We start from the raw sequence: 12,361 nt of genomic DNA, 5'->3' as shown, positions 1-12,361 counted from the left end.
GTTGCACGGCCAGCGCCCCCGCACCCCGTGATACTGGGCCGGTGGAGAGTGCCCGCCCCCGCCTGCTGCTGGTCGAGGACGACCGTGCGCTGACCGCGCTGCTCACCGACCTACTCACCGACGAGGGGTACGAGGTCGACCTGGCCGCTGACGGGCAGAGCGGCCTGCACCAGGCGTTGGCCCGCGACTACCAGCTCATGGTCATCGACCGGGGGTTGCCGGTGCTGGATGGCCTCGGCCTGGTCACGGCGCTGCGCGGACGCGGTGTGACCGCCCCGGTGCTGATGCTCACCGCCCGCGGCGCCCTCGACGACCGGGTGGAAGGGCTCGACGCGGGCGCGGAGGACTACCTGGTCAAGCCGTTTGAGGTACCGGAGCTGCTGGCCCGGCTGCGCGCGCTGCGCCGCCGCCATCAGGACGTGGCGAGCCGACTGCCACTGGGTCCACGGCGCTGGTTGGACGTGGGTAACCGGCGGGTGTTCGACGACGGTCAGGAGATCCCGTTGTCCGCCCGCGAGTTCGCCGTGCTGCGGGCGCTCGCCGGCCGGCCCCTGAAGGTCTTCACCCGGGCGGAGCTGCTCAGCACCGCGTTCACCCATGCCGACGCCCCCGGCAGCGTCGACGCCTGCGTCCATCACCTGCGCCGCAAGCTCGGTCGGGGCGCGATCCGTACGGTCCACGGGCTCGGCTACCGCATGGGTACGGGCTGACAGCGTGAACGAGGCCCGGCTGACTCGTGCGCGTCGACGCAGCGTGGCCCAGACCGCGGGGGCGATCGGCGTCGTGCTGCTGCTGGTCGGCGCGTTGATGTTCGTCCTCACCAGCCGCCAGGAGTCCCGGGCGCTGAATTCCGAGCTGGGTCAGGTACTCGCCATGGCCGAGGACGTGGACGACCCACCGCCCGGCCAGGTCCTCGCCCAACGGACAGCCGGGACCGACGCGGTCGAGGTGACCCCGAGCGCGTCGCCGGAACTGGTGCGCGTTCTCGACGACGCGCTGCGGCGGCAACCGGGGCGGTTCGACACCGACGCGGGCGACGACCACCCGGTCCGTGTGCTGGTCGCTCATCGGCCCGACGGCAGCCGCTGGGCGGTCGCCGCCGACCTCGCGCCCCTGCGCGAGCGGCAGGGGCAGCTCGGCGTCGCGCTGCTCGTCGCCGAACTGGCCGGTCTGGCCGGAGCGTTGGCGGCCGCCGCTCTGCTCGCCCGCCGAGCCGTCGCTCCCCTGGCCACCGCGCTGACCCTGCAACGCCGCTTCGTCGCCGACGCCTCGCACGAGCTGCGCACCCCGCTCACCGTGCTGCACACCCGGGCGCAGATGATCGCCCGTCGCGCCCGGGCCCAACCGGTGGAGCAGCTCACCGACCAACTCGACCAGCTTGTCGCGGACACCCGGGCGCTCGGTGAGGTCGTCGACGATCTGCTGGTGTCGGCTGCGGCCGAGCAGAAGCCGCCCCCGGACACCGTCGTCGACCTGGCCGAGGTGGCTCGTGAGGTGGTGGCGAGCATGTCGGCGTACGCGCGGGAACGGGACGTCGAGCTGCGCGTCGAGGTCGAGGCGACGGCGCCGGTGCGGGGCGCTCAGGTGGCCCTGCGGCGGGCGCTGACCGCTCTGGTGGACAACGCTCTGGGCCACGTGAGCGCGGGCGGGCACGTGCGGGTGCGGGTGCGTCACCGACCGGGGTGCGTCGCCGCCGAGGTCGTCGATGACGGGGTCGGCCTGGACCCGGCGGAGGCGGATCGACTCTTCGAACGCTTCGCGCATGGCACCGCCGGGACGGGTCGTCGGTTCGGGTTGGGCCTCGCGCTGGCGCAGCAGGTGGCGCAGGCGCACCGGGGCTCGCTCGAGGTGACCGGCGCCCACGGCCGGGGCGCCACGTTCACGCTGCTGCTACCCCTGGCCTGACCTGTCGGGTGCGAATTCGGCCCCGCAAGGACTTCGCAAGAATTCGGCTATAACGTCCCGCGCAGTGACATCCCGAGCGCCGAGGAGATCCTGTGCCTGACACCGTCAATGGCCTGCCGCTGCACCCCCTGGTGGTGCACGTCGTGGTGGTCCTGCTGCCGCTGGCCGCGATCGGCGTCGCCGCGCTGGCCGTCAAACCGTCGTGGCGCGGCCGGTACGGCACGCTCGTCGTCGTGATCGCCGCGCTGGCCACACTCGCTGTGCCGCTCGCCTCCTCCAGCGGTGAGGACCTTGAGCACCGGGTCGGTGACCCGGGGGTGCACGCCCAGCTCGGAGACACGTTGATCTGGTTCGCGATACCGCTGCTCGTCGCCGCCGTGGCGCTGGTCTGGCTGCACCGCCGCACGTCGCGGCCGGCGGAGAACCGGACCGGCACCGCGGGGAAGGTCACCGTGGTCGTCGCCGCGCTGGCCGTGGTCGTGGCCGCCGCGAACCTGGTGCAGGTCTACCGGGTGGGCGACTCCGGGGCGAAGGCGGTCTGGGGCAACACCCCGGCCGCGTCCGCCGGGCACGGCGACGACGACTGAGATTAGCCGGTGCCTGGGCTGCCCAGCCGACGGTGACGCGCCAGTCGTGCGAGTAGGGTCCCGATCATGACGATTCCGCACCTGAGCGCTGCCGACGGCACGACCCTGCCGGCGATCGGGCTCGGCACGTACCAGTTGAACGGCTCGGCGGGCGTCGACGCGATCGGGCACGCGATCCGGGCGGGCTACCGGCTACTCGACTCGGCGGTCAACTACGAGAACGAGGGCGCGGTCGGTCGGGCCGCGCGGGACGCGGGCGACGTCCGCGACGAACTGATCGTCACCTCGAAGCTGCCGGGGCGGCACCACGGCCACGACGCGGCGCTGGCCGCGATCGAGGAGAGCGTGTTCCGCACCGGCCTCGACCGGATCGACCTGTACCTGATCCACTGGCCGAACCCGAAGGCCGACAGGTACGTGCAGGCGTGGCGGGCGCTGATCGAGGCGCGTGAGCGGGGTCTGGTGCGGCACATCGGGCTCTCCAACTTCCTGCCGGAGCACATCGACCGACTGGTGGCCGAGACCGGCGTCGCGCCGGTGGTCAACCAGATCGAGGTGCACCCGTACTTCCCGCAGCAGGAAGCGCTGGACTACCACCGGGAGCAGGGCATCCTGGTGCAGGGGTGGAGCCCGCTGGGCCACGGCAACGACCTGCGACAGCACCCGGTCATCGCCGAGATCGCGGCCGCGCACGGCGTCAGCACCGCGCAGACGATCCTGGCCTGGCACGTGGCCCGCCAGGTGATTCCGCTGCCCAAGGCCGCGTCGCCGCAGCGGCAGATCGAGAACCTGGACGTCTTCGACGTCACGCTCACCACCGACCAGGTCGAGGCCATCACCGCGCTGGGCCGCCCCGACGGGCGGCTGTCAGATCAGGACCCCGCGGTGTACGAGGAGTTCTGACCGACCCGCCACGCCGGACTGTCATCGCGCCGGGAGAGCATGTGTCGTGCTCGACGGACTTGACGACATCGACTGGGCGCGGCTGGGCCACGCCTACGGGGCGGCCGACGACGTGCCCGGCCAGCTACGCGCCCTGCTCTCCCCCGATGGGACCACCCGGGACGAGGCCCTGGGTGAGCTCTACGGCAACGTGTTCCACCAGGGCAACCGGTTCGAGGCGAGCGCCTACGCGGTGCCGTTCCTGCTGGAGATGCTCAGCGATCCGGCCACCCCGGACCCGGCGTCGGTACTCGGGCTGTTGAGCGCCCTCGCCGTCGGGTACGACGAGGGTGTCCTACCCGACGGCTTCCCGGTGGCCGAGTACCGCCGGGCCGCCGAGGGCGGGCGCGCGCTGCTCGCGGCCAAGCCGCCGCCGTGGACCGGCAGCGACGAGACCCAGAAGGAGTACGTCGAGTACCTCTACCTCGAGTCACTGTCGACGACGGATCAGGGCCGACTGTGGGCGTACGTCGCGCTGGCGGCCTACGACGCGGTGCGCGTCGGGGTCCCCGTGTTCCGCGACCTGCTGGGTCACTCCGATCCGGATGTGCGCCTGGTCGCGGCGTACCTTCTCGCCTGGTTTCCCGAGGAGGCCGAGGGCAGCGTATCCGCGCTGGCCCGCGCCCTCGACGCCGCCTCGGGCGTCGCGGCGACGCCCGGCGAGGTGGCCACCATGCTGGTGTCCGCGGGGCTGCTCGGTACCGTGCCGGACACCCGGTGGCTGACCGATGCGCGCCCACTGGTCCGCTGGGCCGCCGCGATCGGTCGGACCCGGGTCCTCGGCGCGGCGGCCGACCCGGCGACCGTCGCGGAGCTGGTGGGCTGGGCGTCGGCGGCTTCCGGCGAGGCCCCGGCCGCGCCAGCGGAGGGTGAGTGGGTGCCGTTCCTCGGTGGCGATCTCGGCGGCTACGCGGCGCTCGCCCTGCGCCAGCTCGGTCCGCGGCACGCCGACCACGCGTTCGACGCGCTGCTCGAACGGTTGCCGACCGTCAGCGGCGAACGGTCGTTGACGGCGTTGGGCGCGGCGCTCCCGCTCGCGTTCCCGGACGGCCCGGCGACGGCAGGAACGGCCGCGGACGCCCTCACGCCCCGCCAACGTCGGCTCGCGGAGACGCTGAGCCGGTCGCCCGAGCCATGGCTGATCGACGGTCAGAATTTCGGCAACGTCACCGAGCTGGTCTGCGGCTACGGCCTCCCGGGAACGCGGGAGGAGATGCGCGCCTACCTCGCCCGCACTCCGTAGCGGGGCGTCGAGGTCACCCGATTGATCGCTACCGTGGGTGACCTCGGTGGGGGCAGGCACCCGGCCGAGCGTGATGACTGTGTGGCATCAAGATGCCGCTGAGGCATCACGCTCGCCGGGGCACCCGGGCCCCACCGCGGGCCGGGCCCCACCGCGGGCATCCGGCCCTCACCGCCGGGCACAAGCCGCCCACCGCGCCGACGCTGTCGGCCACCGCGCCCAGGTCGCCCACCGCCGGCTGCGGCGCGCGCCACCCGGGCCGAGAACGGCCCGGTAACGCCGGCACCAGCTAGACGAGCCCGCCCAGGGCCGGGTCGCTGATGCTGTCCTTGCCGTTCTCGATGTGGCCCGCGCAGCGGTACGTGAAGTCGGGGTCACCCGCGACGGCGACCGTCAGGTCGTACCAGCCGTGCGTGCGGGCCAGCTGCCAGGTGGCGCGCTCGGTGTGACCGGGGCGCAGCGACAGCGTGACCGCCCGCGAGTGGTACCCGTCCCGAACGGTCACCTCGACCCGCTTCGGCCCACGGTTGGTGAGCGTGAGCTCGATCTTGTCGCCCCGCTCGTCGAAGGCGGGCGTGATGTCGAGATCCGAGCGACCGGCGGCGAACCGACGGAAGAAGCCGTTCGGTCCGTGCACCGACAGGTCGTACCCGGAGGAGACCTGCCAGGTGTCGGCCAGGCGCTTGCCCGGCTCGACCGTATAGCTGCGCGGCGCGGCCGTGCTGCCGGCCTGACGGACCTGGAAGACCGCTCCCGCGCCGCCGGTGTTGCGGAACTCGATCCGGAACTCGCCGTCGCTCCGCCGTCCGTCGGCGTGCAGGGCGTACGGGATCGCCCGCGCCGGGCGTACGCCGCGCTCCTGCTTGGGCAGCCGCCCCTCGGCCGGCGGCACCGGCACCTCGTCGGGGTGCCGGACCAGGTCGGCGGGCTTGAAGTCATCGGTGTCCGGCAGCTTCACGTCGCGCGAGCGGTTCGGGTGCCGGAAGTCGAAGGCCGTGGTCAGGTCACCGACGACGGCACGCCGCCACGGGGTGATGTTCTTCTCGACCAGGTCCGGCCGGCCGTGCCCGAACCGCGTCTCCAGGAACTTGATCAGCGAGGTGTGGTCGAAGACCTGCGAGTTGACATAGCCGCCCCGGGTCCACGGCGACACGATGATCATGGGTACGCGGATGCCGAGGCCGTAGGGGCCCGCCGGGTGGTCGGCGTCGCCGGGGAAGATCTCGTTGGTGGTCGGCACGGTCGACTGCCCGTGCTCGCGCGTCTGCGGAGGTGTCGGCGGGACCACGTGGTCGAAGAAGCCGCCCTCCTCGTCGTACGTGATGAAGAGCGCCATCTTGCTCCACACCTCGGGGTGCGAGGCGAGGATGTCGATGACCTGCGAGACGTACCAGGAGCCGTAGGCCGGTTCCCAGTTCGGGTGCTCGGTGTACGCCTCGGGCGCGGTGATCCAGGAGACCTGCGGCAGGCGTCCCGCCTCGACGTCGGCCCGGAAGTCGGCCAGCAGCGCCTCGGGGTCGCGGCCCTGGGTACGGATCTCGGTGCCGGTCTTCGCGCGGTCCGCCAGCGGCGTGCCGGGCTGCGCGTTCTGGTACTGGTGGAAGTAGAGCAGCGAGTTGTCGCCGTAGTTGCCGATGTACGGGTCGTTCGTCCACCCCCAGGAGCCGGCGGCGTTGAGCCCGGTGCCGACGTCCTGGTAGATCTTCCAGGAGATGCCGTTGCGCTCCAGTCGCTCCGGGTACGTCGACCAGTCGTAGCCGGCCTCGGCGTTGGTGATGACCGGGCCGCCGCCCTTGCCGTCGTTGCCGACCCAGCCGCTCCACATGTGGTAGCGGTTCGGGTCGGTCGGCCCGATCAGCGAGCAGTGGTAGCTGTCGCAGACGGTGAACGCGTCCGCGAGCGCGTAGTGGTAGGGCAGGTCCTGCCGGGTGTGGTACGTCATCGACGTGACGCCCTTGTTCGGCACCCACCCGTCGAACCGGCCGTCGTTCCAGGCGGCGTGCCCGTCGTTCCAGCCGTGCGGCGGGTCCGGCAGGAAGGTCTGGCCGAGGTCCTTCACCTCGGGGCGGAAGGGCAGCAGCTCGTCGGCGCCGTCGGGCTGGTGCCACACGTCCTTGCCCGACGGCAGGGTCACCGGATGCGGGTCGCCGAAGCCACGCACACCGCGCATGGTGCCGAAGTAGTGGTCGAAGGACCGGTTCTCCTGCATCAGGATGATCACGTGCTCGACGTCCTCGATCGAGCCGGTCCGGTTGTTCGCCGGGATGGCGAGCGCCTTGCTGAGGTCCAGCGGGAGCGCCGCGCCGATCGCGGGAACTCCCATCGCCTTGAGGAACGTACGCCGATCCACCGTGCCCATAACTCCGCCTTTGTGTGCTCTGGTCGAGAAACTGGCGACCGGACGGTATCGGGGGCGGGTTGACGGCAGATGACCATAATTGGACCGGACGGGAGCCCTCCGACGTACCGTGAGATCGTGCCGACGAGAGACGTACTCACCAAGGCTGACCTCGCCGAACTGCGCCGCTCGGCGCTCGGTGCGGCCGACCCGCTCGGTGTCGCGGCCGACCTCGCCGAGGCAGTCGAGCAGGGCCGGTTGGAGGATCCGGACGATGCCGGGGACGCCCTGACGCTCGCCGCCGAGATCGCCCGGATCCGGGCCCGGACCGACGCGGCCCTGCGGTACGCGGATCAGGCGCTGGCGGCGTACCCCTCGGTCGACGACCCCCGGGCGGGCGTGGCCCGCGCGCTGCGGGCCCGGGTGATGTTCCAGGCCGGCGGCCGGGACGACGAGGCGATGGCCGAGCTGACCGCGCTGCGTCCGTTGCTGCTCACGCAGCCCGACGTGCCGGCCTACCTGAGCGCGGCGCTGGACGCGGCCGGTCGGTCGTCGACCGCCGAGACGTGGCTGAGCGAGGCGGTCGGCACACTGCTCGCCGAGCGCGACACCACGGCGGACCCGGAGGTCGGTCCGCCGGACGCCCCCGGTGTGCTGTTCCTGCTGCTGCAACAGCGCCACCGGGTACGCCGCAACCTCAACCTGACGCACGACCGGCAGGACGATCTGGCCGACCGGCTGGAGAACCAGCTCGTCCGCCAGGTCTCGGAACGCCAGGGCGGCGCGTCGGATCTGCTGCTCTGGCCCCGCGACGAGTTCGACGAGCTGCTCGCCGCCCACCCCGAGCTGACCGACGTGTACGGGCCGGACTGGGACGCGCACCGGGCCCGACTGGAGAAGGAGTTGGTACGGCTGACCGGCGCCGGCCGGACCGGGCTGGGCGTGTACCGGGCGACGGTGGCCGGCCTGGACGCGTTCGCCCGTGGACGCGACGGCGACCCGACCGACGCGGCGATCCGGGCCGGCTACGCGGCCGAGGTGTCGGCGCGGCCCGCCGCCCGCGTGCCCTGGCCACCCGAGCGCAACGACGCCTGCTGGTGCGGATCGGGCCTGAAGTACAAGAAGGACTGCCTGCCGCGCTCACGGAGCTGAGTGGTGGCTCCGCGTACGCGACTCTGGGCACGCCCGATCGGTACCGATAGCCTCCATGCCGCGGATCATCGAGATCCGCCATGGCCGGAGGAGTCGCCGAATGTTCGAAGAGTTCCAGGGCATCCCCGCCCACCCGCTCGTGCTGCACGCCGCGGTCGTGTTCGTGCCGCTGCTGGCGCTCCTCGCGATCGGCTACGCGCTCGTCGCGCCGATCCGGCCGCACACGCGCTGGGTGCTGGCGCTGCTCGCGGTGGGCGCGCCCATCTGCGCGCTGCTGGCGAAGCTCACCGGGGACGCCTTCTTCGAGCGGTTGCGCTCGGCGAACCGGGTGACGCCGGAGTTCGTCCCGAAGCTGGAGGCGCACCAGGATTTCGGGGACATGACCCTGTACGCGACGATCGCGCTGGGAATCGTGGCGCTGGCCCTGGTCCGCTTCGTCCCGCCGCGCGCCGTCGAGGGCGTACCCGCCAACCGGGCGGTGACCGTGGCGTTGCAGGTGCTGTCGGTGGTGGCCGCCGCCGTCGCCGTGTACTACGTGGTCCGTACCGGCGACTCCGGCGCGAAGGCGGTCTGGGAGGGTCAGTGACGGCGGTGGTGTCGGCCCGGCCGTAGCCGAGCCGACACCACGTCACCCGTCAGCCGGCGTGGTACGCCCGGATGACGGTCTGCTCGATGCCGCTACCGCCGTTGCCGGCGGCCTTCACCCGCAGCGAGACGGCCTGCCCGGAGGCGACCTTCGGCAGGTCGAACCGGTAGTTGTCACCGCTTCCGGTGACCCGGGCCGACTTCCAGGTGACGCCGTCGTCAGTCGACGTCCACACCTGCATCGACGTCACCTTCTGCGCCTTGACGCCGTACGCCTGCCGGACGGTCAGTTCCGCCGGACCGCCGACGGTGTGGTTGTCGTGGTCCATCGGCAGCGCGTAGTCGACCGCGAGCAGCGGCAACGGCATGCGGCCGGTCCCGACCGGCCCGGCGGACCGGAACGTCCAGGACGTGTTGACCTTGGTGGAGATCGGCAGGATGAGGCTGGTGTCGACGTCGAAGGTCAGCCGGTAGTCGGCCATCGACTGCGGCACCGTGAAGTCGGCGATCGGCCGGTCGCTCTGCTCGACCAGCTTGCCGTTGCGGTACAGCGACAGCGTGCGCTTCACCCCGATCGCCTCACCCTGCAGGCAGTCGGCGCGCTGGTGCTGGTCGGTCAGCGTCACCATGTCCAGGTGCAGGTTGCCCTGGGTCCGCGACGGCGGGCTGGCGCAGCTCCAGCCGTCACCGGCCGGGTCGTCGTACCAGTCGGAGTGCAGCGGCTGCCGCGCCCAGACCTTGGACTGCTGGCTGCCCGGCCGGTACTGGCGCGGCGCCTCCATGGCCCCCAGTCCGCCGTAGACACCCTGGTCGGCCCAGACGATCTCCGGTGACAGGTACGACGTCCGGTTCGGCGGCATGACGCCCTCGAAGGTCTGGGTCACCGGCACCCCGTCGACAGTCTCACCGAAGCGGACGAACGTGGTGTACATCTCCGGTGAGTCGGTCTGGTGGAACCGCTCGTCGATGCGGGCCAGCCGGGCCTGCTCCGCCCTGGTCACCCGGAACGACGGGTCGGCGGGCACGCCGGCGGTGTACTCGTGCACGATGTTGTAGCGGTACGGCTTCGCGGTACCGGCCGGCGAGTCCATGTTGACCGCCGCCCAGGTGCGCCGCGATCCGATGGTGGGCTTCGGGACCGCCACGCTGCGGATCGCCGTCGCCACACCGAACCCGCTGATCTGGTGCCACCACGGCAGGCCGTTCACCGCGGTCTGGAAGGTGGTGAGGTCGGTCCGGGTGGTCCGGGTGGCCGCCCCGTCGACGGTCGCCGTGACCGGCCGGGCCTGCGCCGGGTCGAGGGTCACGCTCCGGTCGGCGCGCATGTCCAGGTCACCTGCGGCGGTGAGGGTGCTCTCCTGCACGTCGCTGTCGACGTAGTAGGCGATCGACGCGCCGAGCACCGAGTACCGTCCGGCCGGCACCCGCAGGGTGAACGTGTCCCCCGGAGTGCCACCGGCTCCGCCGTAGAACAGCAGCGGGTCGGTGAGGTTGGCGACCATGAGGTTGATCCAGGCGTCCGCGCCCTCGCGCAGGCCGGGCATCGGCTTGGTGTGGATCGTCAGGTCGTAGCTGGGCTGCTCGACGTAGAAGCTCACCGGAGTGGAGGCGACCACGTTGAGGCCGGTGCGGGCGGTGACGGTGGCCAGGTAGAGGCCCGGCCGGCTGGCCAGCGCCGCGCGGTTGATCCGCAGCGTCGCCGCCCCCGTCGCGCCCCGCTTGAGGGTCACCCGGCTCGTCGACAGCGACGCCGCGCCGCGCGGCACGCTCTGGCCGTCGTGGTTGACGATCGACACGTCGAGGTCGAGGACCGTCGTGGCCGGGGTGGACCCGCCGGTCCAGCTCAGCTTCGTCTCGCTGGTCCCGGCCTGCGGGTACGCGAACGTGCCGAGGTTGATCACCGGCTGGTCGCTGGTCGGGCCGCCGAGGGCACGGGCCGCGTTGAGGCGGCCGGCTCCGATGGCGTACGGGTCGATGCCGGTCAGCGGGTCGGACGCGCCGACCAGGGCGGCCTTGATCTTCTCGCCGGTCCAGTCGGGGTGCCGCTGGGCGAGCAGCGCGGCGGCGCCGGCGACGTGCGGCGTCGCCATCGAGGTGCCGCTGAGCGACTCGTAGTACCTGTCGATCGGGTCCTGCAGGTTGGTGCCGGCGGCACGGGCCGCGACGATGTCGACGCCCGGCGCGACCAGCTCCGGCTTGGCCGCGTGGTTGTTGATCAGCGGTCCCCGGCTGGAGAAGTCGGCGAGCTTGTCGTCGCGGTCGACGGCCCCGACGGTGAGCGCGGTGGCGGCCGACCCGGGCGAGGAGATCTGCGCGCCGCTGTTGCCGGCCGCGATGACGAACAGCGTGCCGGTCTGCCGGCTCAGGGCGTCGACGGCGAGCGAGAGCGGGTCGCTGCCGTCGTCGGCCTGGCTGCCGCCGAGGCTCATGTTGATGACGTCGGCCCGGGTGGCCGCCCACTCCATGCCGAGGATAATGCCGGAGTCCTCGCCGGAGCCGTGGTCGTCGAGCACCTTGCCGATCACGAGCTGGGCGTCCGGCGCGACGCCACGACGCTGACCGTGCGAGGCTGCGCCGGTGCCGGCGATGGTCGAGGCGACGTGCGTACCGTGGCCGTTGTGGTCGACGGCGTCACCGCCCTCGGCGGTGAAGTCGGCCCGCTCGACGACCCGCCCGGCCAGGTCCGGGTGGCTGAAGTCGGCGCCGGTGTCGAGCACCGCGACCCGGGCGCCCTTGCCGGTGTAGCCGGCCTTCCAGGCGTCGGGCGCGTCGATCTGGGTCAGGTTGCGGTCCAGGCCGGCGGGCTTCGCGGCGGCGGGCAGGGCGGTGGCGCGGACCTTGCGGTCCAACCAGACCTTCTTCGCGCCGGCCAGCAGCGAGTTGGTGGCGAGCTTCGCGGTGGCCGGGCTCTTCTTGGGTACGTGGCCGGCCACGGCGCCGATGCTGGAGAGCGTCTGCACGTCGGCGAGCGCGGCCACCCGGGCGGAGGCGGTGGCGGGCTGCACGATGACCGGCAGCTGGGTGGTGCTCTCGTCGTCGTACCCGTCGGCGATCAGGGCGGTGACGTCGAACAGGTCGGGGTCGAGGACCGAGCCGATCTGGGACGCGACGCGGGCGGGGACGACGTGCAGATGCCCGTCGGGGCCGCAGCTCTGGTCGATCACCGCGTTCTCGTCGACCGGCCGGATCGTGACCTGCGGGCAGCCCGAGCCGGTGCTGAGGACGGTCACCACGTCGCCGGTCAGCAGGGTGACGGTGTGCGTCTTGCCGTCCGGGGAGGTGCGGGGTGTGTCGGTGCCGGCGATACCACCGGGGCCGGCCGTGGCGGTGCCGCCGGGCACGGCGGTCAGCGCCGTAGCCGTCACGGCGACGGCCAGCAGCCAGCGTGTTCTCCTGAGCATGTCGCTCCTGTCTCATGTGGACAAATGGCGCCTCTTGGGCGACATTTGCAAGATCATAGGTCTGCGCGGCGGATCTTCGGGAGGTCGCGAAGACGGTTTTTTTCCCCGCCGAGACAACGTTGCCCGCCATGTGTCGACGGCCCACCTGGTTCGATGTCGATTCGGTTACCGCCGCCGACCCCGATCGGGAGAACGGCCGGAGTCGGCC

General features: G+C 72.3%; 9 protein-coding genes. 7 read left to right on the top strand and 2 right to left on the bottom strand.

Going from position 1 to position 12,361, the window contains the following annotated elements; translation table 11 throughout:
- Positions 1–41: 41 nt before the first annotated feature.
- The 5 genes from AB0I89_RS28505 to AB0I89_RS28485 all read left to right on the top strand — a co-directional run bounded on the left by AB0I89_RS28505 (position 42) and on the right by AB0I89_RS28485 (position 4,677).
- Positions 42–710 (top strand): response regulator transcription factor, encoded by a 669-nt coding sequence (locus tag AB0I89_RS28505; protein WP_357133068.1) that lies wholly within the window; start codon positions 42–44, stop codon positions 708–710.
- 4 nt (positions 711–714) lie between these two features.
- Positions 715–1,905 carry a HAMP domain-containing sensor histidine kinase gene (locus tag AB0I89_RS28500; RefSeq protein WP_357133066.1) on the top strand — a complete coding sequence of 397 codons (1,191 nt, stop codon included), beginning with the start codon at positions 715–717 and terminating at the stop codon, positions 1,903–1,905.
- Positions 1,906–1,997: 92 nt separating this feature from the next.
- Positions 1,998–2,492 (top strand): DUF2231 domain-containing protein, encoded by a 495-nt coding sequence (locus AB0I89_RS28495; protein WP_357133064.1) that lies wholly within the window; start codon positions 1,998–2,000, stop codon positions 2,490–2,492.
- 66 nt (positions 2,493–2,558) lie between these two features.
- A complete protein-coding gene (locus AB0I89_RS28490; RefSeq protein ID WP_357133062.1) occupies positions 2,559–3,395 on the top strand; it encodes an aldo/keto reductase in 837 nt (278 codons plus the stop codon).
- Positions 3,396–3,441: 46 nt separating this feature from the next.
- Positions 3,442–4,677: a hypothetical protein gene (locus AB0I89_RS28485; protein ID WP_357133060.1), complete on the top strand. Its 1,236-nt coding sequence runs from the start codon at positions 3,442–3,444 to the stop codon at positions 4,675–4,677.
- Positions 4,678–4,966: 289 nt separating this feature from the next.
- Here AB0I89_RS28485 and AB0I89_RS28480 read toward each other — a convergent pair whose 3' ends face one another.
- Complete coding sequence (locus AB0I89_RS28480; protein ID WP_357133058.1) at positions 4,967–7,036, bottom strand: phosphocholine-specific phospholipase C; 2,070 nt, start codon at positions 7,034–7,036, stop codon at positions 4,967–4,969.
- Between the two features lie 117 nt (positions 7,037–7,153).
- On the opposite strand from AB0I89_RS28480, the gene AB0I89_RS28475 reads away from it, so the two are divergent.
- Positions 7,154–8,167 carry an SEC-C domain-containing protein gene (locus tag AB0I89_RS28475; protein ID WP_357133056.1) on the top strand — a complete coding sequence of 338 codons (1,014 nt, stop codon included), beginning with the start codon at positions 7,154–7,156 and terminating at the stop codon, positions 8,165–8,167.
- Between the two features lie 100 nt (positions 8,168–8,267).
- Positions 8,268–8,753, top strand: a complete 486-nt coding sequence (locus AB0I89_RS28470; RefSeq protein WP_357133054.1) for a DUF2231 domain-containing protein — start codon at positions 8,268–8,270, stop codon at positions 8,751–8,753.
- A gap of 49 nt (positions 8,754–8,802) precedes the next feature.
- Here the strand turns inward: AB0I89_RS28470 and AB0I89_RS28465 are convergent, their stop codons facing one another.
- Complete coding sequence (locus tag AB0I89_RS28465; RefSeq protein WP_357133052.1) at positions 8,803–12,153, bottom strand: S8 family peptidase; 3,351 nt, start codon at positions 12,151–12,153, stop codon at positions 8,803–8,805.
- Between the last annotated feature and the right edge of the window lie 208 nt (positions 12,154–12,361).

This window comes from Micromonospora sp. NPDC049801, assembly GCF_040656575.1.
Classification (GTDB): Bacteria; Actinomycetota; Actinomycetes; order Mycobacteriales; family Micromonosporaceae; genus Micromonospora.
Note: the sequence above shows the minus strand (reverse complement) of the source record. Positions and strands in the feature narration are given on the sequence as shown.

Coding starts and splice junctions, on each gene's coding strand:
- AB0I89_RS28490 (WP_357133062.1), top strand. CDS start 2,559: ATGACGATTCCGCACCTGAGCGCTGCCGACGGCACGACCCTGCCGGCG.
- AB0I89_RS28480 (WP_357133058.1), bottom strand. CDS start 7,036: ATGGGCACGGTGGATCGGCGTACGTTCCTCAAGGCGATGGGAGTTCCC.
- AB0I89_RS28465 (WP_357133052.1), bottom strand. CDS start 12,153: ATGCTCAGGAGAACACGCTGGCTGCTGGCCGTCGCCGTGACGGCTACG.
- AB0I89_RS28470 (WP_357133054.1), top strand. CDS start 8,268: ATGTTCGAAGAGTTCCAGGGCATCCCCGCCCACCCGCTCGTGCTGCAC.